We start from the raw sequence: 22,739 nt of genomic DNA on the forward strand, positions 1-22,739 counted from the left end.
CACTTGCAGACGGTGGGGATGGGGGACCGTTTGTCCCATTATCCCAGGCATTTATCCGGAGGACAGCAGCAAAGAGTGGCCATCGCAAGGGCGCTGGCCATGGATCCGAAACTGCTTCTCATGGATGAACCCACCTCGGCCCTGGACCCGGAGCTGGTGAGCGAAGTTCTGATCACCATAAAAAAGGCAGCCCAGGAGGGCAATACCATACTCCTTGTCACTCATGAGATGAATTTTGTGAGGAACGTGGCCAATCGGATCATTTTCCTGGAAAACGGAAAAATAGTAGCTGACGGAACACCGAAAGATATCTTTGATAATCCTAAAAACCAACGGTTAAAGGATTTTTTAGTAAAGATTCACATGTTGGAAAGCGCTGATTATACGATTTAACAGGATCAGGCAGGGTCGCGGATTGCAAATATCCGCTTGACAGGGAGAATGATATGGCAGAAGGAATCGAAGTATTTGAGAGCACATTTCGTCATCAAATTCAGGCGGATGGGGAAATCAAGGTCCAGGATAATTTTTTTAAAAAGAAATTTGGCAGGGAAGAAGGGGAGTGGCCGGTGGAAGCCGGCCGGTACCGTCTGCTTTGGATGCCGGCCTGCCCCCATGCGCACAAGGTCATAATAGCCAGAAGACTTCTGGGACTGGATCAGGTTATCAGCCTTGGAGCAACGGGAATTTTCCGTGATCCCAAAGGCTGGGTATTTACAGAGGATCCGGATGAGAAGGATCCTGTTTTGGGAATCCACTATTTAAAAGAAATTTATGACAGGGATACTCCTGACGGGGATTACAAGGAACGGCCCACCGTTCCCATACTGGCTGATACCACTACAGGAAAAGGTGTGAATAATGACCACTTCTGGATCCCGGTCTATTTTGAAACTGCCTGGAAACCATATCATAAAGAAGGTGCGCCAGAGCTTTATCCGTCTGAACTTCGGGTAGAAATCGATGAGCTTAACCATTTCATATACAAAAGAATCAACAATGGCGTTTATGACGTTGGCTTTGCCAGATCCCAGGAAGCATATGAGAAGGCATTTGAGGCTTTTTTTGAGGCAATGGATCTTCTGGATCAAAGACTGGAATCAAGGCGGTTTTTATTCGGAGATTACATCACGGACTCTGATATCAGGCTGTATCCGACTCTGGCTAGATTTGATGTGGTCTACCATCAGGTTTTTCATGCAAACAAAAAGAGGCTGGTGGAGTATAAGAATTTGTGGCCCTATGCCAGAGATTTATATCAGGTACCGGAAATAAAAGAAAGCACCTGCTTTGATGTATACAAGAAGCATTATCAGTTATCGCCCCATCTAAAGCCGCTATGGGGAAATGTATATTCCATAGTTGCCAAGGGACCTGATGTCAGTGGCTGGGAGCTGCCGCCAGGGAGAGAAACCTTAAGCAGGGACCCTGATAATAAATTGAAGCTTCAGGAGGTCTCCCATGAATAATATTACCTACAAGATAACAAAGGATGGGATTCACTGGCAGGAAGTCGCCGATGTGCTGCGGCGTTCCGGGCTATCGGACCGGTCTGCAGAGGATCAGGAGACCATCTTTAACAACAGCTATGCCGTGGTGTTTGTCTATGACAAAGAGAGGATCGTGGGTGTTGGAAGAGCCTTATCCGATGGCGTCTGCCAGGCCGCTATCTATAATATTGCTCTTGATGAGGAATATCAGGGATACGGAATCGGCAGAAAACTGATCGAATTGCTGCTTGATCAGGTAAAGGGCCAGAATGTCATCTTATACACCCATCCCAGGACGGTCGCCTTATACGAAAAAATGGGATTTCGCAGGAATAAGACTGCCATGAGCATATTCCGGGGATCAGAAGATTCTTTAAACTGGATGAAAAAGGAAGGATTCCTGCTTCCGGAAAAATACCGCTTTGTTGATGAATACGGCAGAGACGATATGAAACATTAGGCAGGTTTGAAAAAGGATGAGGTAATGACTATGTCAAAGAAATTTATAAAGGATGAAATTGAAAAAGACGGGAAATTCAACCGGCAGAAAAACCAGTTTACAACGGCATTTGGAACAGAAGAAGGGCAGCTGCCTGTAGAAGCGGGAAGATACCGCCTGTTCTGGTCCCCTGCCTGCCCATGGGCCCACCGCTCTGTCATTGTAAGGAGCCTGCTTGGGCTTTGTGATGCAATCAGCCTGGGTACGCTGGATCCTGTAAGGCCTGATGCAGAGCGTACCGATTGGGCATTTACTCTGGATAAAGATGAGGTAGATCCGGTATTAAAGATCCGTTATTTAAGTGAAGCCTATTTAAAAGCAGATCCCGGATATAAGGGAAGGTTTACCGTGCCTGCTGTAGTAGATTTAACGACAGGAAAAGTCGTAAACAACGATTACTTTAACCTGACCAGATACTGGGAGGTGGAATGGAAAAGATACCATAAGCCGGGAGCACCGGATTTATACCCGGATGGATTAAGAGAAGAGATTGATGCATTAAATGATATTCTTTTCCATGAAATTAACAACGGAGTCTACAAAGCAGGTTTTGCCAGAAGTCAGGAAGCTTATGAGGAGGCATATCAGCTTGTCTTCAACCGTCTTGACTGGCTGGAAGAACGCTTAAGTCACAGCCGTTATCTGTTTGGAGATAACATCACGGAATCCGATATTCGATTGTATGTGACCCTGGCCCGCTTTGATGTGGCCTACTATAATGGCTTTTTATTAAACCGCAGCCTGATTTCCGATTTTCCCAATCTCTGGGGATATGCAAGGGATCTATATGAACAGCCGGGATTTGGCGATACCACGGATTTAGAGGCTATCAAAAAACACTATCATTTATGTGCTGTTTCCACGAATCCATATGGTATCGTGCCTAAGGGACCGGACCTTTCCATCTGGAAAACACCTCATGGCAGGGATAAAATCAATTTTAACCTCATCAAGTAGGATGGCGGATTGCAAATATCCGATAAACAAAAAGGGAGTGGCGGTTATGAAGGCGGTAAGGGTAAACGAACTTTGGCAGCTGGCAGGAGTCCATTATGTAAGGACGGAAACAATGGTAAAAGGGAGTGGGACGGCTGTTGATCGAAGAGGCCGAACGCTGGATCCGGGAATCCGGGTTTAAAAAAGTCTGCATCACCAGCCGGGATGAAGCGGTAGGCTTTTATGAAGCTTTGGGTTACAAAGCGGATTACAGCAGACAGATGGACACAGGTATTTTTAAGATTATTTATACAGAAAAAATATTGAGCCAATAGGAGGAGATTCATATGTCAAGCTGCAGCATCGGGCAAAAGGTACGCCCAAAAGAAATAGAAAAGGAAATCGATGAAAGAGGAGCATTTATTCGTCAGCCCAATCGCTTTACAACTCCCTTTGGAGATGGTGAAAATGATTTAAAGGCAGAAAGCGGCCGGTACCGGCTGTTTTGGGCAAAGGGATGCCATTGGTCCAACCGGGCTTCCATTGTACGGGAGCTATTAGGACTTCAGGAGGCGGTCGGTATCAATTTGGTTGGCCACAGCAAAGAAAATCGTGCATATGGCTGGGAATTCGTGTATAATGAGGACAGAAAAGATCCGGTCCTCGGCGTTCAGTACTTAAGTGAGCTATACTATCATGCGGACCCGGTTTATGAAGGACGCTGCACCGTGCCGGCCCTGGTCGATGTTACTACAGAAAAGGTAGTAAATAATGATTACCACAGGCTGACCAACTACTTCGAAACAGCGTTCCGTCCCTTTCAGAATCCGGATGCACCGGATCTGTACCCGGAAGAACTGAGAAAAGAGATCGATGATTATAATGACTGGCTTTTCCCCAATGTAAATAACGGGACTTACCGTATGATGTTTGCGCAGTCCATCACAGCTTATGAAGAAGCATTTGAAGACTTTTATCATGCACTGGACCTCATCGAAGAGCGCCTTTCCAAAAACCGTTTCTTATTTGGTGATTATGTGACGGACAGCGATGTGAGACTTTTTGTGACGCTGGCAAGGTTTGATACCCATTATTACAGGAATTTAGGCCCCATTAAGCACAGAATCGTTGATTACCAAAACATCTGGGGATATTGCAGGGATTTATATGAAATTCCTGCATTCAGAAACAATACGTATTTTCGGGATATTGCGGCGCCCCAATCAGAAAACAAGTCCTTTTTCCAGGATTTTAATTCCCGTTTCGTGAATCAGATTGATTACGAAGGTATCTGGTCTGCTCCGCATAACCGGAAGGAATTAAGCAAAACACCGGAAGAAAAGTTTAAAAGATATGATAATTAAAATATGAACCCATAGGAAAAGAGCAGGTGGCGATATGATTCAAAGAAGCAGGCTGGTCAGCCAATTTAAAAAAATGGTGGAATTCGATTCCGAAACCTATCAGGAAAGAGAAATCGCGGACTATTTAACAGGCGAATTAAAACAGCTTGGATTTGAGGTACGGGAAGATGATGCCGGTCACCGGCTGAAAGAGAAGCTGCCGGAATATGGAACCGCCGCTCCCACAGGAAATCTTTACGGCTATTTAAAGGGAACCACAGGTTCTGCCCCTATTTTGCTGTCAGCCCATATGGATACGGTTAAGCCTGGCAAGGGGAAACGCGCAGTCCAAGATGAGAAGGGGAAGATCACCTCAGAAGGGGATACGGTCCTTGGCGCCGACGACCTTTCCGGAATCGCCGCTATATTGGAGGCAGTCCGGGTGGTTCAGGAAAACAACCTTCCTCATGGAGATATTGAGGTCCTGTTCCCGGTGGCGGAAGAGAATTACGGAAAAGGAAGCCAGCTAATCGATTATTCCAAAATAAAGTCAAAACAGGCTTATGTATTTGATTTAAGCGGGGAGATCGGCCTGGCCGCAACCGCAGCACCCACCCTACTTTCCTTTGCAATCAAGGTGAAGGGCAAAAATGCCCATGCAGGCTTTTGCCCACAGCTGGGGATTAATGCCATTGAAATCGCAGCTCATGCCATTTCCCAGTTAAAGCAGGGCTGGGTAGACGATGAAACAACCGTAAACATTGGAAAAATTAGCGGTGGAAAGCAGACCAACATTGTTTCCGATGAATGTGTTGTATTAGGTGAGATCCGGAGCTTAAAGGATCATAAGGCTCTGGCAGAATGGAACAGGCTGAAGGAGATTTTTGAAGGTAGTGCGGCAGGATATGGCGGAAGCCTGGAGATCGCTGTGGAAAAGCAGATCGAAGCCTATGAAATAAGTGAGAGTGAAGAAGTGGTGGAACGGTTCAAGCGCGTCTGCAGGTCCCTTGGCTTAAAAGGCGCCACCCAGTATACTCTGGGCGGCAGTGACAACAACCACTTTGTCCGGGGCGGGATCCGGGGAATCGTAGTGGCCTGCGGAATGAATGAGGTCCATACGCCCAATGAATTTACAACGGAAGATGCGCTTGAAAAAAGTGCCCTCCTGGCCCTGGGACTGATTACGGAAGGCAATTGACGGGATTCCCGTTAGAATGAGTTTGATAATTTTTTATCAACGAGAAGCAATTCCGCTATTTTCAGCTGGAAATCATCATCGATGTCAATGGAGTCAAAGGCGTTCATCAAATAGGGCAGGGTTTTGCCCTCATAAAAGCTTTTATTCTTCATAAAATAACTGGTCAGAGCCAGGTAGATAGCCCCGTTAATTCTGTATTCCGGCGGCATATCCTGTCTTCTGACCTGTTTTTTGTCCGAAAATAAGGCTTTCACCCTTCCTTCCTCCGTAAGCTCAACGGTTAAATAGGAATGGGAGTCTGACTTGCAGATACTGACGACAGAATCGGCATCATTCCCTAGCAGGATATCAGCGCTTTTCATCATATGTATTTCGTTTCTAAGAGGAGAGGTGGGCTGTAATAGCATGAAGCAATCAAACTCTTTTCCTAGCTGCCGCAGCCCATGGATGACATGCATGATGACGTCGTTGGAGGAGGCCTGATCCGCAGCCAGTTCCTTTGGGCGCAGAAAGGGCACGCTTGCCCCGAACCGCTCTGCGATATCCGCATATTTTACAGAGTCTGTGGAAACCACGATATCATCGAATATTCCGGAACGCTTACAGGCTTCCACCGTATATGCCATGAGGGGCTTATGATTGATTTCCCGGATGTTTTTATCGATGATCCCTTTTGAGCCGCTCCGGGCAGGTATGATCGCCAAAAAAGTCTTATTTTTATACATTACATTCTCCATTCCACATCATAAAAATGTTTTTCCAGATGAATTCCCTTTTTAAACGTCTGTTTCATGATCGAGACGATCTGTTTGCTGGTATCCAGGCCTTCGTAAGGGTTTGGAGCCTTTTCTTTATACCGGTCAAAGGCCAGGGCTTCCTGGATTGCAGCCACGATCTCATTTACAGAAGAGCCGCAGCTTATGACAGAGGCAGGTGCTATCCTTCCCTCCTGTCTGTTTCCGATATTCACGGAGGGTACCTTTAAAAAAGGCGCTTCCAGGATTCCGCTGGATGAATTTCCGATCACAGCCTGGCAGCAGTTCATCAGACTTAAGTAATTCTGGCTGCCAAGGGAAGGGAACACTGCCGATTTATTCGGATTCCTGCTTACGTAAGCATCGATCATCTCGTTGATCCGGTTCCCGCCGGTGTCGGAATTGCTTTTTGTAAAGACAACAAATAAGTCCGGGAAATGCAAAAGCGCATCTTCCAGGGGTTTAAATTGTGACGAAGAGCTCTCCTGATCCAAGGTGGCAGGATGAAAGGTGACAAGAGCGATGGGCGGGGCCAGTGAGATCCTTAGCTTTTTCTCCAATTCCTGGCTGGTTAATAGCTTTATGGTTTTCATGTTCTCAATACCAAGAGCTCCTACCCAATAGACCCTGTCAGGAGCTTCCCCTAACTGAATGACCCTTTTCCGGTATTCCATTGTGCTGGTGAAATGAAGATAACTCATCTTACTGATGGCATGCCTCATGGAGTCGTCGTAAGCTCCCCTTGTTATTTCCCCGCCGTGTATATGGGCAATTGGGATGTTACAGATGACGGCGGCGCTGGCTGCAGCAAAGATTTCATACCGGTCCCCAAGAAGCAGAACCATATCCGGTTTTAACCGCTGATAAGCTTCGGATAAGCTGATCATTTCAAGCCCCATGGATTTGCATATTCCAAGGGAGGTGTCTGAGGCTAAGTTCATCTCTATTTTTTCATCGATCATTATTCCGCTGCTTTCCATGTCCTCACAGCTATGCCCATATCTGGTATCCAGATGGCTTCCGGTGGCAATGATCTGCAGTTTAAAATCCGGGTCCTGTCCGACACGGTCCAGGACCGGCTTTAATAAGCCGTATTCCGCCCGGCTTCCGGTCACTACGCATAATTTGATCATTGGTCAATCCTTTCGTCTTTCCGATAGTCTCTTTGAGCGGCCATTCCCAACAGGCTGGGTATCTTCATGGGAGATACTCCATAGGCGCAGCGTTTTGCACACAGATTTTGAAGGGTAAAGGCTTCTCCCTTTTTGATTTCCCTGGAAGCCACCAGGTATTTTCTCACATAATCCCTGTTCTTTGTCTCCGCCTGCGTAGGCTTTTTGATCCCGTCACCCAGGGCGGCTTCAATATTTCTGATACTGCCCACCATTTGTTGGAATTCATCCGGCTCCAGGCTTGCCTTATGATCCGGTCCGGGCATGGTTTTATCCAGGGTCATGTGCTTTTCAATGACACAGGCGCCAAGGGCTGCGGCGGCAATGGCGACATCGATTCCAGGCGTATGGTCAGAATACCCTACCCGCTTGTGAAACTTGTGCTTTAACGTGTTCATGGCATTTAAGTTCACATCCTCCATCAGAGTAGGATAGGAGCTGGAGCAGTGGAGCAGTATGATTTCCTGTCTGCCTTCCTCCAGGATTTCCAGGGCTTCCCCTACTTCTTCCTCTGTGGACATTCCCGTGGACAGAATGACTGGCTTCTTTAATGAGGCTATTTTTTTCAGGTACCCATAATTTGTGATCTCTCCGGAGGGAATCTTTATGAGATCGACCCCAAGCCGGTCAAGAAAAAGGAGGCTTTCTTCATCAAAAGGAGAGGACAGGAACCGAATGCGCCGGAAGGAACAGTACTGAAACAGATCTTCAAACTCCTGCCAGGATAATTCCAGGCTTTTTAACATTTCGTATTGTGACATGGTCTGACCGGTATTTTCAATCTGGTAGTCCGCTTTCTTCGCATCCGGAACCGCAAGGTGCTTTGTCCGAAAGGTCTGGAATTTGATGGCGTCTGCTCCTATGACGCTTGCGGCATCCACCAGCTGTTTGGCAATGCTTAAGTCGCCGTTATGGTTTACCCCTGCTTCGGCGATGATCATAACGTTACTCATGGTAAGCTACCTCCTTTGCCGGACTTCCATAAGCCAGCTTATTAGATGATATATTTTTTAAAACAAGACTCCCGGCGCCGATTATGGTGTCATTCCCTATGGTCACGCCTTGTATGATGGTGGAATGGGCTCCAATATGGGAATTGGCCCTGACCAGGACATTTCCGCATAAGACGCTTCCGGGTGCGATATGGACAAAGTCACCAATCCTGCAGCCATGTTCGACGATGGCCCCCGTATTAATAATCGTTCCATTTCCTATGGTAACATTGGAATTGATGAGGACTCCCTTTCCGATAAAGTTTCCTTCTCCGATTTTAAGAGTTTCTGAAAGGATAGAGCTTTTATCCAGGATATTGGGAAATTCATAGCCTATTTTCTTGCACTGCTCGTATAGCTTCCGCCTTGGTCCCGGATTTCCCATGCTTCCTACGGCGATTACCGCATTCCTGATTCCCCGGTTAAAGCAGCCGGCTAAATCTTCATCACTTCCTATGATCTTTATGCCCAGGACCTCTGTACCCGCTTTTTTGCTGCGGTCCAGAATGCCGGTGATCTTATATGTTTCCAGTCCTCTGATGGTATCGATGATGCTTTCCGCATGACCGCCTCCGCCGATCAGGATCAGTTCCTCTTTCATAATTTCATTCTCTCGGCCATTTTTTTCATTTCGCTGAATTCCCCCATATCAAGCCATGCGCTGTCCATGACCGGATAGGCTCCTACCTGCTCCCCGTTTTTTAAACATATGCGGATCAAGTCTGTCATATCAAAATACTGGTCCTGAGGGATGTATTTTAAGATATCCTCCTCTAATACATACAGTCCGGTACTCACTAACAGCTCATATCTGGGTTTTTCATTTAATGCATCAACGGACCCGTTTTCGCCTAAGGTGACCACCCCATAGGGAATCTCATAGCTCTTCATGGCTGTGACAACCGTGATCTTGTTTTTATGGGTTTTGTGATAAAGAAGAAGCTTGGCATAATTGGCATCTACTAAAATGTCGCAGTTGCTTACAAGAAAACTTCCCTTTATATCCTTTTTAACCAGGTTTAAGGAACCGGCTGTTCCTAAGGGAACAGCTTCTTCGATCAGGTGAAGATGGTAACGATGGTCATCATTAAAATAAGCTTTTATAAGCTCTTTTTTATAGTTTATGGTAAGATAGAATTCATAAAACCCATACTCCATCATCTGATTCATGATCCGTTCTACAATGGGGGTGTCGCCGATTGGAATCAGAGGCTTTGGAATGATCTTCGTATAGGGGTATAGCCGGGAACCCCTGCCGCCTGCCATGATGACTACCGGTGTTTTAGTTTTCTTTTGGCGGCCCGGATCATGATCGTTAAGCTCATTCCAAAACAGGATATCAGTGACCTCATTGTTGTCATTTACCAGGGGCAGCCCTTCGATTTGTTTTTCTTTCATGATCTCCAGCGCCAGATGGCATTTCTCTTTTTTTATAACAACAGGGGCAGTATTCATGATTAAGCGCACCGGCATGGAAATATCCTTATTCTTTAATATCCACCGCCTGATATCCCCGTCTGTGAGAACACCGGCCAGCTTATTATTTTCTTCAACAACAAGGATTTTTCTTGCTGTCTGGTCCAATTGTCTGATTGCCTCCCGAATAGAAACATCCGGTGCAATAATAAATTTACGAACTTCCATGCCTATCCCTCTTTCAGACTGCTAAATGTAGCTCAATGCTTGAATGATATGATCCATATCCTTTTTTAAAAGACTGGTACTGCAGGGAATATTGATGACCCGGTTCCAGTAAAAGGGAGCCTTTTCTATAGAATACGCCTGACAGTTCTCATACATCTTCTGGGTATGGGCAAGCTGCCAGACAGGCCTTGTTTCAATATCCTTTTCCTTTAGCTGCTTTATGACTGCATTCCGGTCCAATCCGTCGTTTTTTATGAACAGGGAATAGAACCACCGGTTGTTTCTCGCCTTCTGGTTAAACTTAAGCAGCTCAAAGTTTTCCATTGATGATATGGCATTGTCGTAGTACTCATAATTGGTTTCCTTGATCCGGATAAAGTCCTCAAGGCATTCCAGCTGGCCGACTCCAAGGGCTGCCTGCAAGTTGGTCATGCGGTAGTTATAGCCCACTTCATTGTGAGTATAATGGAAGGGATCATCTTTTGCCTGGGCAGCAAGATACTTGGCTTTTTCCAGGGACTTGCCCTCCTTTGCGGTCAGCAGCCCTCCTCCTCCTGTGGTGATGATCTTATTGCCATTAAAGGAATAGGCTCCGAAATCGCCTATGGTTCCTGCAAATTGTCCATGGTACGTTCCCTGATTGTAGCAGGTTCCCAATGCTTCCGCAGCATCTTCGATCAGTTTAAGCCCATATTGTCCGGTCAATGCTTTCAGCCGTTCCATATCCGCCATGTTTCCAAAGACATGGACGACGACAACTGCCCTGATGATCCGGTTTGTACTCTTATTTATCAGCCCGGAAGAGGTCATAACGCATTCCTTTTTCAAAAAATCCTCAAGCTTGTCACAATCTATATTCAGAGAGTCATCACAATCCATAAAAACAGGGGCAGCACCTATGTAGGTTACCGGATTGACTGAGGCAATAAAGGTAAGGGTTGGGACGATCACTTCCTGTCCCGGTTTCACACCGGATAAGATCATGGCTAAATGGATGGCGGCAGTTCCGCTTTGAACGGCCGCCGCGCCAGAGACATTTAAATAAGAAGCCATGTCCTGTTCAAATCTTGCCACATAGCTGCCTGCTGTTGATATCCAGCCGCTGTCAAGGGCATCTAATATATATTTTTTTTCGTTCCCCATTAGATTGGGAACCGATAAAGGTATCATATTCGTTCCTCCGCTCATGGTCTCATTCTAAAGGTTATAGATGCCGGCCTTATACTTATCCTGGTTTTTCTCCATCCAGTCAATGGTTTTTTTTAAGCCAAGGGAAAGAGAGTATTCCTGGTTCCAGTCTGTAAGCTCTTTTAACTTTTTATTTGATCCAAGAAGCCTGTTTACCTCGCTTTTTTGAGGACGCATCCGTTCTTGCCCGCAGACGATCCTGGCCTTAGGATTGATCTGGCAGATCAGTTCCGATGCAAGTTTGCCAATGGAGATTTCCGTTTGGCTTGCAATGTTGATTTCTTCGCCAATGGTTTTTTCTGACTTTTCTATTTCAATAAAACCGTTTACAGTATCTTTTACATAATTAAAATCCCTGGTGGGGGTAAGACTGCCAAGACGGATCTCCTTGGTCCCAGTCAGCAGCTGGCTGATGATGGCCGGTATCACAGCCCTTGCAGACTGCCTGGGGCCATAAGTATTAAATGGCCTGACAATGGATACCGGAAGAGAAAAGCTTCTGTAAAAGGATTCTGCCAGCCGGTCGGCTCCGATCTTTGTAGCGGAATAGGGCGATTGTCCCTGAAAGGGATGGGACTCGTCAATCGGAACGTATTTGGCGCTGCCATAAACCTCAGAAGTAGAGGTGATGAGTACCTTATCCGTACCAAGGCTTCTTGCGGCCTGGAGTACATTTAACGTTCCCTTTATATTGGTATCCACATAGGAATCAGGAGAGTGATAGCTAAAGGGGATGGCAATTAAAGCGGCCAGATGAAAGACCGATTCTATCCCTGTCATGGCGTTTCTTACGCCGTTTGGATCCCGGATATCCCCGGGGTGTATCTCGATTTCCTTCTTTATTTCATCAGGAAGAGAATCCAGCCATCCCCAGGAATTGAAGGAATTATAAAAGGTAAACGCTCTTACATCATATCCCCGTTCCACAAGTGTTTCCGTTAAATGACTGCCTATAAATCCATCCGCTCCAGTAACCAGAACCTTTTTCATGTTTCCTCCCTTACCTGTGATGGTTATCGAAAACCTTTATTTTATAACTGCTCATTTTATCTGAAATAGAAAAGCAGAATTCTCCCTGATCGTTGGTCAGCCCATGCTCAAGATAGGTCCCTTCATATTTTTGATCCTGTACTTCTTCGTTATATATGGGGACAAGCTTTTCTAAGATAACAATAGCACCTTTAACCGGACAGGAATCTTTATAACGGACCCTCCCTTTTATTAATATACCTTCCATATGATATTCATGATTAATCTGTTCCATAATGCAACCCCGCCTAAGTGGTTAAAAGTGGTTCGTAAATATCCAGCTGGTAACAGGCAAATATGTCTTTTTCCACGGCTATGGCAAACTCTCCGGACTCATTGGTGATCACATAGCCTTTGCCCACCCTCTGGTTATCCCCGGTAATTTTACTGACCTGGACAACCGCGCCTTCTAAGGCCTCACCGCGTGAATTATAAATAGTGCCTGTTAATAAAACCTTATCTGACTTTTCAATGGTAATGGTTGTCTTTAGAATGTCGCGGTTCTTAAAATGCTTTGGCGACAAGATGATCTCTGTATAACCGCTCAATGGGTTTCCTCCTTTCTGCATCAGAGAAGGGGAGCATAGACCGCTAATTCATACTTCATATAAGTCTTTGCTTTTATCGAGAATAAATAATACCCATTTTCATCCGTCAAGGTATAACCCAGCAGGCTTCTGGTATTATCCCTGCAGTCGATCTGGGTGATCCGGACCGCAGCTCCAGCACAAGGTTTCTGGCTCTCGCTGTATACGGTTCCATTGATGATCTGGAATTTCTGTTTTTCTAAGTGGATGTCAAAATGATATTCCGGACGGGATTGGAGTTTAGCTCCGTTTATTCTTAATGAGGACTTTTTGAAGCAGTTCATATAACTTGTTATGCCTCCCTCCGCTTTCCGGGGGTTCCGTAATGCTGCGGGTATATACGGTTACATTTAATTCCTGCCTATCCTTCGTATCCTCAGCATTAATAATGTTTCCCACCTGTTCCTTCCCATTGACGATCATCTTATTTACTTCTACCTCTTTGTATTTTATATCATTGATTTCTTTATTCCTGCTTTCCGTTTCCATAACCATATCCCCTTTTTTTATTAAACTATATGCGGTTCATAGAATTCTGTTACCGTTTCCAAAATGGTTTCTTTTACTTCTTCAAGCATTTCTTTCATTTTTTCAAAATATATCTTAAAAGCTCTTGCCTGATGCTGCAGATCAGAGGTCAGCTTCTCATAATCCATAGCAGACATGTCAAACGTTCTTTCCTTCATTTCATAAACGAATTCGCTGAAATATCCACCTAAATATCTGGTGTCAGCGGCATTTTCAAAATCATTTACAATCTTTAGGATATATAAGATCCGCTGTAAGTCAATATCCGTTTCTTCCATATAGAGCAGAGATTTTGTCTGGTTTTCAGAGCATATGATTTCACATAACTCCAGGCCCTGACTTGCCTTGATCCGGTATTCTTCGATGAAGCAGAGAAGGGAGTCTATGGTCTTTCTGCTGTCTATCTGGATCTCCTGATTTGGGATGCAATTCTTTTTTTGCCTTCCAACAGTTTCTTCCTTAAATACTTCCGACAGCTCCTTATGAGGCGCGCCATTTATATCCGCTCCATAGGAACAATTAATAAACCGGATTCGTTTCTGATCTTTATAAATAGCAATATAATGTTCCAGCCTTCGTCTGTAATGATCCAGGGAGATGGTCGTCCCGACCGGATTGCCGTACACATCCTTTACAATGGTTGTGGCTCCATAGGAAAGGCTCTTATCATAATCAAAGACTGCGCTGTCTGCATGATGTTTGTTATAAGTATAAGCGAGGTCCTGGCCTAATAATATGATGGGAGAGCAGCCCATCATGTTTGCAATATCAATACAGGCGTGGGCGACCGAACCTCCGCAGTACACGCCCTGATAATGTTCAAAGCCCTTCATTGTCTGAGAGAACAGGAGTGAAATAAAGATCTTATCTCCCTTATAATTTCCAACCAGATATCGGTTGCTGTATTCATAAAAAGCAAGGGGGACCTCTAAGTTCAGGCAGTTCTTCATCATATCAAAGTTTGCATCAACCGGATCTACGGATACGATCATATCCGGAAGGATCCCATTTTTCGTTAAAGCCTCTGCGGTCCTGCTTCCGGTAATAATAAAATACTGGTCTAACCGATCCTTATGAATGAGCATATCCCTGATGTTTGAATCAAGGGAAGGGCCTCCGGATACCACAAGTGCGGGAACATTGAGATTGGCAGACCGGTAGTGGTGAATGGGAGTGCTCTGATTTAGAACCTTCATATTTGCAGTCATATTCTGTATGAAAATTTTTTTGAAACGTTTTGCAAGTTCCACCTGGGAGGCTGCGTTGATGATGGTCCAATCCAAATGATCAATCAAACGGTCGTATTCTTCCTTATAAACACTGGAATAGTTGCCGAATGCGTGAAAATAAATATTATTGATATTTTTAAAATGAATGGTATTGTCAAAAATTTGTCTTACCTGGTTTTCCTCAAACAGAACAAGACTTATATTGTCAGCTAATTTGGAATCGAATTTTTTGCAGATCGCAGGGTTTGGTTCAAAAATAATCACTCTGTTTTTTGCACACAGTAATTTTTTTAGATCTTCAAGGTATTCTCCCGTATCAATTCCGAATAAAAAGATCAGGGAATCAAATTTTAAATCCTCCAAAGTATATAATAATTGATTGATTTCTTTTCTGTAATCCAGCTGGTCTGCCAGAAAAAAGAATTTCTTATTCTTCTTTATCCGATATACTTGATATCCATCCATTGTTTTATATTTTTTCATGATAATCTCCATGTTGACTGGGTTTTTATTCCGTTTAAACGGGCGAATAAGCAATTAATTTGTATTGCTTTTCACCAATCCTGGGAAGTGATATTCCATAAGTACCATCTTGAAGCGAAAAGGTGACACCTAAGCTTTTTTCCTCAGAAGGGATATGGGAATCATCCACGAGAAGTATTTCAACCGCAGCATTTGGCAGCGGCTTTCCTGTCGGACTGTATACAGTTCCCGTGATTAATATAAACGCGTTATCTGATAAGGTGATATCTGCTGTCACGATTCCGGAACAAATGATCTGACAGCCTGTGAATATTATTTTTTGCTGCATTTCTCCCCCTCCTTTGTTTATAAAATATTTCTTTAAAGAAAGGTGCCTCAAAGGTTCCTTCCCAAATCCCATACATGCCAGATATTCTAATATTAACTTGAATTCGTTCGTATTTGGTGAGCGTGATGTTGGATTTTTAACCTTTGAAGCACCCTTTTTAAAACTTAGTGAGCATAGAACTTAAATATCAGATTTACCCCGGCTCTGCAGGTAATGCCATAGATGGCATTTGCATCGGTAAAAGTTTCCCGGTTAGGAGCAGCAGTGGTAGGATTTGTACTTTCCCATACTGCTACAGCACCGCTTCTTAGGATCGTATCACTGAATAATGCAGAACCTCTTACCAAAAGTAACCCCCAGCTTGTTGTAGAAAGATTAGCAGGAACCAGTACTCCTGAAATTGCAGAAGCAGCTGAGATTGTTTTCGCGATTGGTTTATAGTTGGCCATAAGGTTGCCCCCTTTTAACAGATTGTAGAAATACGTATTTCTTATATATAGTATGTCCGCAGGTTCAGGAAGTTACTGTCAGGGGGAAGCAGGGGATAAGAGAAATCAGGACGTTAGAAAGCAAAAAAATAAAAGGGATACAATTCCCTGTTTTTACATCTAATTCAAGAAGTTTCTATTACTAATGAGATAATTTTTCCCATTAAAGATTTTTATTTCTTTAAAACTATTGTTTTTTATTTTAAATCGATTATATTACTTTATATGTTATAAATTATTTTTGTAACAATACAAAGGAGGATTTATGAATTTAAAAGGAATTCGGCGGAAGATCATCTTAAATACATTGATTGTCACCATAATTATTTCTGTGGTTACAACCATTGTCTTGTCCGTATCCGCCATGTCTTTGACCAATCTCACATTAAAGGAAACCCTTATGCCTTTTGCTAAAACTGCTTCTAAAAGCGTTGAAAGCAGTCTGCATATCATGGCAGACCGTATATTTATGATTGGGGAAAATCATGAACTGACATCAGAAGAAGCGACTCTTGAGGAAAAGCAACAGGTTCTTGACAAGGCAACATCAGGCATAGAATTTGTATGGCTGGCCCTCTACACCCAGGAGGGAAGACTGTATACAGGCAACGGAAACAGCCCTTCCGATATTTCTGGCGGTGATTTGTTCAAAAGGATGCAGGAAACCCAAAATCTTGTGATCGGTGATACTTCTGTCGGGGAAAATGGACTTGAAGTATATGTGGGAATGCCCATAACCACAGAAAAGAATAATACCTATTATCTGGTGGGAAGTTATAAGTATGACATGCTTGATGATGTGATCAGCAGTATACATATTGGCTACAGCGGCCACGCTTTTGTTATGAACGAAAACGGCCAGGTGGTCGCTTACCCTGATACCGATTTAATCAGGAGCGGAGAGAATGTATATTCTCTTTATAAGGATAATGGAAAGCTCCTGGAAGTATTTGATGCAATGAAATCAGGAAGGATCGGATCCGCTTCTGTGTCCTTAGATGGGAAGGATACTCTTGTGGTTTATGCACCTGTACGAGGTGCTAATTGGTATTTAGCCATCATAACGCCAAAATCAGACTTTACGAATATCGTAAACACTGCCGTTATGATCAATATCGGCATTACCATAACCCTTACCCTGTTTGCAATTTTATTTATAGCCCGGTTTGCAGGAAAAATATCAAAGTCTTTGAGAAGTGTAACAGAGCGGATACAGAAGCTGGCTCAGGGAGATTTGACCAGCCCTGTGGAAGTGATGATGACAAACGATGAGGCCCAGACCCTATCCAATTCGCTGAAAGAGACCATTGAACAGGTGAGCGGATACATTTCCCAGCTTCAAAATGCCCTGGAACGGCTTTCCGCCGGCAATTTAGACGTCAGCGTAAACGATCAGTTTGCAGGAGATTTTGTGGTTATGAAAGATTCCATTCATAATATTACGGATTTCTTAAACCTGTTAATTAATGACCTTCAGCAGTCGGCTGAAACCCTGAACCATGCTGCCCAGGAGGTATCTCAAAGCGCCCGCTTTATGAATGAATCTTCCGGTCATCAGTCTATGTCCATAGACAGGCTCGTGGAGGAGACAGACTCCATCTCAAAAGACATTGTCATAGTGGATGAGCATGCAAGAACCGCTCGTGAACTTATGGAGCAGTCCATGGAAAAGCTGTCAATGGGCGATGAACATATGGAGAATACCCTTCAGGCAATGGAGAATATCAGCCATAATGCAGCCGAAATAACAAAAATAACAAAATTCCTGGAAGAAATAGCATTCCAGACAAACCTTCTTGCCCTGAATGCAAGCGTTGAAGCCGCCCATGCAGGCGAAGCAGGAAAAGGTTTTGCCGTAGTAGCAAATGAAATCCGTGACCTTGCTGAAAAAAGTGCGGAATCTTCCAAGCGTACAGCTGAGATGATCGTACATTCCCAACAGGCGATCGAAGAGGGGGCCAAGTATGCCAATCTTACCGCTCATTTTTTAAATGAGCTGACGGATATTTCCAGGCAGACCTATGAGATAACAGAAGACCTGGCAAAACTTGTGGGAAATGAGAAATTAAGCCTTGAGAATGCGTCTCTTGACATCTCCCAGATCTCCCGGCACGCCCGCCAAAACCTTGAATCAAGCAGTGCTGTGGCTTCTTTAAGCGGAGATTTAGCACAACAGGCTCAAAGTCTTGAAGAAATGTCCGGGCGCTTCCGTCTTCGTTCCGGTCCGGAAGGGAGGGATGGACAATGAATCAAAGAAAACGCTTCATCATGCTCTTTCTGATTCTTATGATGATGTTTTCCATAAGCGGCTGTAAAAAGGAGGAAAACAGGCTGAAGGATGGCTTTTACACGGTAGAAATGTCGGATTATATCAATGGCTGGAAGGAATTTGTTACCATCCGTGTCAGCGGCAGCAAGATCGTTACGGTTGAATACAATGCTAAAAATTCAAGCGGATTCATTAAAGCCTGGGACATTCCCTATATGCGCAATATGCTCGATAAAAAAGGGACATACCCCAACCGCTATACACGCACATATGCAGCTGATTTCCTTGCATCACAAAGCGACAAGGGAATCGATGCCGTAAGCGGTGCCTCTGTTTCGGGAGGCAATTTCCAGAAAATGGCATCTCTTTTGATGGAAAAGGCAAGAAAGGGAGACGACTCTCTGGGTATCGTAGAATCTGACTAACAGATTCACGGAGAGGCCGGCTTTATTTCCAGATAAAAAGGACCGCCGCCCATAGATGATTACTCATCGATGTGGCGGCGGTCCTTTTACTGTATGTGATATAAAAGCATCGGAAAAAGACGGCAGCAATTCCGGCTCTTATTATTAGGTTGAGCCGGCAAAGAGGCCTTTCAGAGCGACTCTGCCGACTTAGTGAAAACATATATGTAAGCGCTCTGACCGCTTTCTTTTGCTTTTATGTTTATAATATTATCATACAGGAAAAATGTGAAGGAAATTTGACCAGGTTCTAAAGAAAGTATGAAAGTAATGAAGAAATTCTGACAAAAATTGGAAATGTATCCAAGCCGATGCTGCTTATACTATTCATAACAGAGTAATCCTGTTATGGGATGTTCCGTAGAGCTGAAAACAGGCGGAGGTATGGATATGCTGCTGGAAAGGAATCTAATTGAATATTGTTCTCCCACACTGGCCTCCATTAAGACGGCAAACTTATTCAGCCATCCCTTTTCGTCGGAAATGGACTTGGAAAGCCAGCTCTCCCGCCTAAACGACCAGCTGGGAGAGAAGGGAATATCCTTGCTTTTGTTATGCAGGCGAGGGAATAAGGCGCTTATCTATGTCTACCGGAAAGCCCATTTACAGGCTGATTTAAGCCGGCCCGAAGTGGGGAAGTTTCTGCAGGCCTACGGCTATGAGCATATGGAAGTGGATGCCGCGTTAAAAAGGCTTAAGGAGAGGCTGAATCAGGAAGGAGAATTTCCTCATGAAATCGGGGTCTTTCTCGGCTATCCCCTGGGAGATGTGGTGGGATTTATCCAAAACGGAGGAAAGAACTGCAAATGCACCGGATGCTGGAAAGTGTATTCCGATGAGTGTGAGGCCGTGAAACTATTTGCCAGATATAAAAAGTGCAGGACAATGTATGTGCACCTGTGGCAGAATGGAAGGACCATCCGGCAGCTTACGGTAGGGTCTTCCGGTAAATAAAAAAAATCAAAAAACCCTGATTTTCCTTTTGGAAAAACCAGGGTTTTTGATTTTTATGACCTATCCGAGAATCGAACTCGGGTTTCCGCCGTGAGAGGGCGGCGTCTTGACCGCTTGACCAATAGGCCGTTTTATGTATGTCATCTCTGACAACTTCATTATGATACCATAGGAATTTCCGTTTGTCTACTCTTTTTTTTATAAAATAAAAAATTTGTCAAAAACGGATTTTATATGCTATACTTTTCTAAACCCAGAGAAAACAGGGAGGAAGAGATATGGGGCTTAAAAAGCGGGAAGTGAAATACGATTATTTAAGGACTCTTGCGGTCTTTGCCATCATTATGGTTCATGCGGTTCCTGCGGAGACGCTGAATTTTAAACAGTGGCTGTTTTCAGCAGCTCTTTCGCCGGTGCTTTTGGCATTTGTAGGGATTTATTTTATGCTTAGCGGCCTTTTCCTTTTAAAGTCCGGAACAGAGGACATTCCGGGATTTTACTGGAGCCGGTTTCAGACAATTGTTCTTCCCTTTGTATGTTACAGCGGGATTTATTACTGGTATTTTGCTGTTTATCTGGGAGTGGAGCCCCTTCGGTGGCAGGAACATCTGGCAGCTTTTGGAAAGGGACTATTTACAGGAACCATTCCTATGACGCCCCATCTGTGGTTTATGTATGTGATCATGGCGCTGTATCTTTGCGCGCCTTTTATAGCCTGTATGATGAAGGCCATGAGCGACAGGGATTTAAAGCTTTTTCTGGCACTTATGGTGATCGTTCAGGGAATCTGCACCTATCTTCCGGCTTTGGGCCTGGATGTGGGTGAGGGCTTTCAATATATGATATTTAAAGGCTGGCTCATCTATTTTGTCCTGGGATATGCATTAAAGCGCCTGTACGGCAGCAGCAGTTACCTTCCCTTTGCAGTACTCGGTATCGCCGGCTTTTGCATCACCATGGTTCAAAAGTGTGTTACTCCATCCTTTACACCGGGAATTCACGACTTAGCTCCCACCATGATAGCAATGGCTGCAGCTATTTTTCTGCTTTTTGAACATTTCGGGGACATCAAGCCGCCTGTCCTTGCAAAAGTTGTGGGATGCATAAGCAGGTACAGCTATTCCATCTATTTAATTCATTATCTGGTTCTGGGTCAGGCAGCCAGAGGGCTGGTGGAAAAGACGATCCTAAGACATTATTACGTGCCCAAAATCCTTTGTGAGACGATCCTTACGTTTCTGATCTCCCTGGCGGCCGCCTGGATCATTGACGGGACCGTAGGAAGGCTGCTTAATAAAGCAGTGGGTGCGGTTTATGATAGAAGGAAAAAAGGTATGAGGAGAGATTAAAATGGACCAGAAAACGGGTTGTGAATATTGTGTACACTATGATTATAATGAAGAATACGAATGCTATGAGTGTGAAATCAATCTGGATGAGGATGAGATGATACAGTTTCTAAGCAACTCTTTTCAACGTTGTCCTCATTTTAAATTCGGGGATGACTATTCGGTTGTGAGGAAACAGATGTAAGGAGATATGTAAAAAGAAGCCTAAAAAAGGGAGGAGCCGGTATCCCATGGAGGAATACCGGCAATTATGAAAAAAATTTTTATCTCAAAGTATGTTGGCAACATCTTTTTCTGATGTTTTCAGTATATCGGTTAAATATGAAGAAAATTTGACCAGGCTGTAAAAAGATTATGACCAGACTGTGAACAATGGACAGACCGCATCCGATCAGTCTCTGAAATGATAGCTTTCCAGCAGCTGATTCTTCATATGCCAAAGCTCATTGGATAAGTCTACATGAACCTCGTGAGGATTTACCAGACGGCGGGATTCATCCCATAGGGTATCCAGTTCCTTTTTACAGTAGGACTGGATGTCCATAACGGCAGGAGTTTCATAAATGCATTTTCCGTCTTTAAATACCTGTACCAGGAGATCCCTTATGGTATAGCTGTTGGGAGCCAGGTGTGTTTTCTTCCATGTTTCGATTGGGTCGAAGAGGAGCAGGGAATGGTTTTCCTTAAAGCTTTCTCCTTCCAGGCAGATTAAGTCCGCAATGATCTTACCGGTCTCCCGGCTGTAAATACGCTTGATGGCCTTGTTCCCGGGATTGGTGATCTTTTCCGCATTTTCGGAAAGCTTGATCTTGGGGATAAACTGGCCGGTCTTTTTATCCATAATTGCCGCAAGCTTGTACACGCCGCCAAAGGAAGGGCTGTCCTTGGAGGTGATCAAATTCGTTCCAACACCCCAGGAGTTTATGGTAGCTCCCTGAATCTTTAAGCTGTTGATCAGAGCCTCATCAAGGTCATTGGAGGCGGAGATCACTGCGTCTGTAAATCCGGCCTCATCAAGCATCTTCTTCGCCTTTTTGGAAAGATATGCCAAGTCTCCGCTGTCTAAACGGATTCCATAGGTGGTAAGAGGAATTCCGGCTTCCCGCATTTCCTTAAATACCTTAATGGCATTTGGAACACCGGATTTTAACGTATCATAGGTGTCCACCAGAAGAATGCAGGCAGTGGGATAAAGCTTTGCATAGTTGCGGAATGCGGTCAATTCATCGGGAAAGCTCATGATCCAGCTGTGGGCATGGGTCCCTCTCACCGGAACATGAAACATTTTTCCTGCCAGTACGTTAGAGGTACCGATGCAGCCTGCGATCATGGCGGCTCTGGCTCCGTATATTCCGGCGTCAGGTCCCTGGGCGCGGCGCAGTCCGAATTCCATAACTCCGTCTCCGGCGGCAGCGAATACGACCCGGGCCGCTTTTGTGGCAATTAAGCTCTGGTGGTTAATGATGTTAAGCAAAGCTGTTTCAATGAGCTGGGCCTCCATAATGGGGGCAATGACTTTTACTAAGGGTTCACGAGGGAATATGACAGTGCCCTCTGGAATGGCGTAGATGTCGCCGGAAAATTTAAAATGATGGAGATATTCCAGAAAATCTTCTTCAAACAGTCCGGTGGATCTTAAATAATCCACATCATCCTGTCCGAAATGAAGTTCCTTTACGTATTCAATGACCTGTTCCAAGCCTGCGCAGATCGCGTACCCGTTGCCTCCCGGATTACTGCGGTAGAATACATCGAATATGACGGTCTCGTTGGCATCTTTCTCTTTAAAATATCCCTGCATCATGGTCAATTAA

General features: G+C 44.5%; 28 protein-coding genes and 1 tRNA gene. 13 read left to right on the top strand and 16 right to left on the bottom strand.

Annotated elements, in window-relative coordinates; translation table 11 throughout:
* From RT269_RS24965 to RT269_RS25000, 8 genes are all read left to right on the top strand, one after another.
* Positions 1–393, top strand: a 393-nt coding sequence (locus RT269_RS24965) for an ATP-binding cassette domain-containing protein (protein ID WP_313186713.1), incomplete at its 5' end; no start/stop codon positions are given.
* A 53-nt stretch (positions 394–446) separates the two neighbouring features.
* The gene (locus RT269_RS24970) at positions 447–1,469 is read left to right on the top strand and encodes a glutathione S-transferase C-terminal domain-containing protein (RefSeq protein ID WP_313186715.1); all 1,023 of its coding nucleotides are present in this window, start codon (positions 447–449) and stop codon (positions 1,467–1,469) included.
* Positions 1,462–1,950: a GNAT family N-acetyltransferase gene (locus tag RT269_RS24975; RefSeq protein WP_313186717.1), complete on the top strand. Its 489-nt coding sequence runs from the start codon at positions 1,462–1,464 to the stop codon at positions 1,948–1,950. Before RT269_RS24970 ends, RT269_RS24975 begins: the two co-directional genes overlap by 8 nt.
* Positions 1,951–1,980: 30 nt before the next feature.
* Positions 1,981–2,946 (top strand): glutathione S-transferase family protein, encoded by a 966-nt coding sequence (locus RT269_RS24980; protein ID WP_313186719.1) that lies wholly within the window; start codon positions 1,981–1,983, stop codon positions 2,944–2,946.
* Positions 2,947–2,992: 46 nt separating this feature from the next.
* The gene (locus RT269_RS24985; protein WP_313186720.1) at positions 2,993–3,127 is read left to right on the top strand and encodes a hypothetical protein; all 135 of its coding nucleotides are present in this window, start codon (positions 2,993–2,995) and stop codon (positions 3,125–3,127) included.
* Entirely contained in the window at positions 3,084–3,260 is a 177-nt protein-coding gene (locus RT269_RS24990) for a hypothetical protein (protein WP_313186722.1), read from the top strand. The genes RT269_RS24985 and RT269_RS24990 overlap by 44 nt, the downstream gene beginning before the upstream one ends.
* Before the next feature lie 12 nt (positions 3,261–3,272).
* Positions 3,273–4,289, top strand: coding sequence for a glutathione S-transferase C-terminal domain-containing protein (locus RT269_RS24995; RefSeq protein WP_313186724.1), 1,017 nt, complete (start codon positions 3,273–3,275; stop codon positions 4,287–4,289).
* Positions 4,290–4,323: 34 nt separating this feature from the next.
* A complete protein-coding gene (locus RT269_RS25000) occupies positions 4,324–5,466 on the top strand; it encodes a M20/M25/M40 family metallo-hydrolase (protein WP_313186726.1) in 1,143 nt (380 codons plus the stop codon).
* 11 nt (positions 5,467–5,477) lie between these two features.
* Here RT269_RS25000 and RT269_RS25005 read toward each other — a convergent pair whose 3' ends face one another.
* The 14 genes from RT269_RS25005 to RT269_RS25070 all read right to left on the bottom strand — a co-directional run bounded on the left by RT269_RS25005 (position 5,478) and on the right by RT269_RS25070 (position 15,850).
* A complete protein-coding gene (locus RT269_RS25005) occupies positions 5,478–6,191 on the bottom strand; it encodes an acylneuraminate cytidylyltransferase family protein (RefSeq protein WP_313186728.1) in 714 nt (237 codons plus the stop codon).
* Complete coding sequence (neuC, locus tag RT269_RS25010; protein ID WP_313186730.1) at positions 6,191–7,354, bottom strand: UDP-N-acetylglucosamine 2-epimerase; 1,164 nt, start codon at positions 7,352–7,354, stop codon at positions 6,191–6,193. Before neuC ends, RT269_RS25005 begins: the two co-directional genes overlap by 1 nt.
* Complete coding sequence (neuB, locus tag RT269_RS25015) at positions 7,351–8,346, bottom strand: N-acetylneuraminate synthase (protein ID WP_313186732.1); 996 nt, start codon at positions 8,344–8,346, stop codon at positions 7,351–7,353. Before neuB ends, neuC begins: the two co-directional genes overlap by 4 nt.
* Complete coding sequence (locus RT269_RS25020) at positions 8,339–8,986, bottom strand: acetyltransferase (protein ID WP_313186734.1); 648 nt, start codon at positions 8,984–8,986, stop codon at positions 8,339–8,341. The genes neuB and RT269_RS25020 overlap by 8 nt, the downstream gene beginning before the upstream one ends.
* The gene (locus tag RT269_RS25025; RefSeq protein ID WP_313186736.1) at positions 8,983–10,029 is read right to left on the bottom strand and encodes a nucleotidyltransferase family protein; all 1,047 of its coding nucleotides are present in this window, start codon (positions 10,027–10,029) and stop codon (positions 8,983–8,985) included. Before RT269_RS25025 ends, RT269_RS25020 begins: the two co-directional genes overlap by 4 nt.
* 21 nt (positions 10,030–10,050) lie before the next feature.
* The gene (locus RT269_RS25030; protein WP_313186737.1) at positions 10,051–11,199 is read right to left on the bottom strand and encodes a LegC family aminotransferase; all 1,149 of its coding nucleotides are present in this window, start codon (positions 11,197–11,199) and stop codon (positions 10,051–10,053) included.
* 27 nt (positions 11,200–11,226) lie between these two features.
* Positions 11,227–12,207 (bottom strand): NAD-dependent 4,6-dehydratase LegB, encoded by a 981-nt coding sequence (locus RT269_RS25035; RefSeq protein WP_313186739.1) that lies wholly within the window; start codon positions 12,205–12,207, stop codon positions 11,227–11,229.
* A 10-nt stretch (positions 12,208–12,217) separates the two neighbouring features.
* Positions 12,218–12,481, bottom strand: a complete 264-nt coding sequence (locus RT269_RS25040; RefSeq protein WP_313186741.1) for a hypothetical protein — start codon at positions 12,479–12,481, stop codon at positions 12,218–12,220.
* Positions 12,482–12,494: 13 nt separating this feature from the next.
* Positions 12,495–12,794 (bottom strand): hypothetical protein, encoded by a 300-nt coding sequence (locus tag RT269_RS25045; RefSeq protein WP_313186743.1) that lies wholly within the window; start codon positions 12,792–12,794, stop codon positions 12,495–12,497.
* A gap of 20 nt (positions 12,795–12,814) precedes the next feature.
* A complete protein-coding gene (locus RT269_RS25050; protein WP_313186744.1) occupies positions 12,815–13,117 on the bottom strand; it encodes a carboxypeptidase-like regulatory domain-containing protein in 303 nt (100 codons plus the stop codon).
* A complete protein-coding gene (locus RT269_RS25055; protein WP_313186746.1) occupies positions 13,074–13,322 on the bottom strand; it encodes a hypothetical protein in 249 nt (82 codons plus the stop codon). The genes RT269_RS25050 and RT269_RS25055 overlap by 44 nt, the downstream gene beginning before the upstream one ends.
* 20 nt (positions 13,323–13,342) lie before the next feature.
* Positions 13,343–15,073 carry a motility associated factor glycosyltransferase family protein gene (locus RT269_RS25060; RefSeq protein WP_313186748.1) on the bottom strand — a complete coding sequence of 577 codons (1,731 nt, stop codon included), beginning with the start codon at positions 15,071–15,073 and terminating at the stop codon, positions 13,343–13,345.
* 34 nt (positions 15,074–15,107) lie between these two features.
* Positions 15,108–15,401, bottom strand: a complete 294-nt coding sequence (locus RT269_RS25065) for a carboxypeptidase-like regulatory domain-containing protein (protein ID WP_313186750.1) — start codon at positions 15,399–15,401, stop codon at positions 15,108–15,110.
* A gap of 164 nt (positions 15,402–15,565) precedes the next feature.
* Positions 15,566–15,850, bottom strand: coding sequence for a hypothetical protein (locus RT269_RS25070; RefSeq protein ID WP_313186752.1), 285 nt, complete (start codon positions 15,848–15,850; stop codon positions 15,566–15,568).
* 304 nt (positions 15,851–16,154) lie between these two features.
* Here RT269_RS25070 and RT269_RS25075 point away from each other — a divergent pair, with 304 nt between their 5' ends.
* The 3 genes from RT269_RS25075 (at position 16,155) to RT269_RS25085 (ending at position 19,576) form a co-directional block, all read left to right on the top strand.
* A complete protein-coding gene (locus RT269_RS25075; RefSeq protein WP_313186754.1) occupies positions 16,155–18,137 on the top strand; it encodes a methyl-accepting chemotaxis protein in 1,983 nt (660 codons plus the stop codon).
* Positions 18,134–18,583 (top strand): FMN-binding protein, encoded by a 450-nt coding sequence (locus tag RT269_RS25080; RefSeq protein ID WP_313186756.1) that lies wholly within the window; start codon positions 18,134–18,136, stop codon positions 18,581–18,583. The genes RT269_RS25075 and RT269_RS25080 overlap by 4 nt, the downstream gene beginning before the upstream one ends.
* 429 nt (positions 18,584–19,012) lie before the next feature.
* Positions 19,013–19,576 (top strand): DUF3793 family protein, encoded by a 564-nt coding sequence (locus RT269_RS25085; RefSeq protein ID WP_313186758.1) that lies wholly within the window; start codon positions 19,013–19,015, stop codon positions 19,574–19,576.
* A 56-nt stretch (positions 19,577–19,632) separates the two neighbouring features.
* On the opposite strand, the gene RT269_RS25090 is transcribed toward RT269_RS25085, so the two are convergent.
* Positions 19,633–19,704, bottom strand: a tRNA-Glu gene (locus RT269_RS25090).
* Positions 19,705–19,854: 150 nt separating this feature from the next.
* On the opposite strand from RT269_RS25090, the gene RT269_RS25095 reads away from it, so the two are divergent.
* Positions 19,855–20,925: an acyltransferase gene (locus tag RT269_RS25095; RefSeq protein ID WP_313186760.1), complete on the top strand. Its 1,071-nt coding sequence runs from the start codon at positions 19,855–19,857 to the stop codon at positions 20,923–20,925.
* Between the two features lies 1 nt (position 20,926).
* Complete coding sequence (locus RT269_RS25100; RefSeq protein WP_313186762.1) at positions 20,927–21,109, top strand: DUF6472 family protein; 183 nt, start codon at positions 20,927–20,929, stop codon at positions 21,107–21,109.
* Positions 21,110–21,316: 207 nt separating this feature from the next.
* On the opposite strand, the gene RT269_RS25105 is transcribed toward RT269_RS25100, so the two are convergent.
* Entirely contained in the window at positions 21,317–22,729 is a 1,413-nt protein-coding gene (locus RT269_RS25105; protein ID WP_313186764.1) for a nicotinate phosphoribosyltransferase, read from the bottom strand.
* Positions 22,730–22,739: the final 10 nt, after the last annotated feature.

Origin of the sequence: Lacrimispora sp. (assembly GCF_032078915.1) — a bacterium.
Classification (GTDB): Bacteria; Bacillota; Clostridia; order Lachnospirales; family Lachnospiraceae; genus Lacrimispora.

What these genes read in the sequence shown, in the direction of transcription:
- RT269_RS25005 (WP_313186728.1), bottom strand. Translation starts at nt 6,191, where the DNA reads ATGTATAAAAATAAGACTTTTTTGGCGATCATACCTGCCCGGAGCGGC.
- neuB (WP_313186732.1), bottom strand. Translation starts at nt 8,346, where the DNA reads ATGAGTAACGTTATGATCATCGCCGAAGCAGGGGTAAACCATAACGGC.
- RT269_RS25075 (WP_313186754.1), top strand. Translation starts at nt 16,155, where the DNA reads ATGAATTTAAAAGGAATTCGGCGGAAGATCATCTTAAATACATTGATT.
- RT269_RS25055 (WP_313186746.1), bottom strand. Translation starts at nt 13,322, where the DNA reads ATGGAAACGGAAAGCAGGAATAAAGAAATCAATGATATAAAATACAAA.
- RT269_RS25060 (WP_313186748.1), bottom strand. Translation starts at nt 15,073, where the DNA reads ATGAAAAAATATAAAACAATGGATGGATATCAAGTATATCGGATAAAG.
- RT269_RS25035 (WP_313186739.1), bottom strand. Translation starts at nt 12,207, where the DNA reads ATGAAAAAGGTTCTGGTTACTGGAGCGGATGGATTTATAGGCAGTCAT.
- RT269_RS25020 (WP_313186734.1), bottom strand. Translation starts at nt 8,986, where the DNA reads ATGAAAGAGGAACTGATCCTGATCGGCGGAGGCGGTCATGCGGAAAGC.
- RT269_RS25085 (WP_313186758.1), top strand. Translation starts at nt 19,013, where the DNA reads ATGCTGCTGGAAAGGAATCTAATTGAATATTGTTCTCCCACACTGGCC.
- RT269_RS24970 (WP_313186715.1), top strand. Translation starts at nt 447, where the DNA reads ATGGCAGAAGGAATCGAAGTATTTGAGAGCACATTTCGTCATCAAATT.
- RT269_RS25095 (WP_313186760.1), top strand. Translation starts at nt 19,855, where the DNA reads ATGGGGCTTAAAAAGCGGGAAGTGAAATACGATTATTTAAGGACTCTT.
- RT269_RS25080 (WP_313186756.1), top strand. Translation starts at nt 18,134, where the DNA reads ATGAATCAAAGAAAACGCTTCATCATGCTCTTTCTGATTCTTATGATG.
- RT269_RS24980 (WP_313186719.1), top strand. Translation starts at nt 1,981, where the DNA reads ATGTCAAAGAAATTTATAAAGGATGAAATTGAAAAAGACGGGAAATTC.
- RT269_RS25100 (WP_313186762.1), top strand. Translation starts at nt 20,927, where the DNA reads ATGGACCAGAAAACGGGTTGTGAATATTGTGTACACTATGATTATAAT.
- RT269_RS25025 (WP_313186736.1), bottom strand. Translation starts at nt 10,029, where the DNA reads ATGGAAGTTCGTAAATTTATTATTGCACCGGATGTTTCTATTCGGGAG.
- RT269_RS25000 (WP_313186726.1), top strand. Translation starts at nt 4,324, where the DNA reads ATGATTCAAAGAAGCAGGCTGGTCAGCCAATTTAAAAAAATGGTGGAA.
- RT269_RS25065 (WP_313186750.1), bottom strand. Translation starts at nt 15,401, where the DNA reads ATGCAGCAAAAAATAATATTCACAGGCTGTCAGATCATTTGTTCCGGA.
- RT269_RS25030 (WP_313186737.1), bottom strand. Translation starts at nt 11,199, where the DNA reads ATGATACCTTTATCGGTTCCCAATCTAATGGGGAACGAAAAAAAATAT.
- RT269_RS25070 (WP_313186752.1), bottom strand. Translation starts at nt 15,850, where the DNA reads ATGGCCAACTATAAACCAATCGCGAAAACAATCTCAGCTGCTTCTGCA.
- RT269_RS24985 (WP_313186720.1), top strand. Translation starts at nt 2,993, where the DNA reads ATGAAGGCGGTAAGGGTAAACGAACTTTGGCAGCTGGCAGGAGTCCAT.
- RT269_RS25050 (WP_313186744.1), bottom strand. Translation starts at nt 13,117, where the DNA reads ATGAACTGCTTCAAAAAGTCCTCATTAAGAATAAACGGAGCTAAACTC.
- neuC (WP_313186730.1), bottom strand. Translation starts at nt 7,354, where the DNA reads ATGATCAAATTATGCGTAGTGACCGGAAGCCGGGCGGAATACGGCTTA.
- RT269_RS25040 (WP_313186741.1), bottom strand. Translation starts at nt 12,481, where the DNA reads ATGGAACAGATTAATCATGAATATCATATGGAAGGTATATTAATAAAA.
- RT269_RS24995 (WP_313186724.1), top strand. Translation starts at nt 3,273, where the DNA reads ATGTCAAGCTGCAGCATCGGGCAAAAGGTACGCCCAAAAGAAATAGAA.
- RT269_RS24975 (WP_313186717.1), top strand. Translation starts at nt 1,462, where the DNA reads ATGAATAATATTACCTACAAGATAACAAAGGATGGGATTCACTGGCAG.
- RT269_RS25105 (WP_313186764.1), bottom strand. Translation starts at nt 22,729, where the DNA reads ATGATGCAGGGATATTTTAAAGAGAAAGATGCCAACGAGACCGTCATA.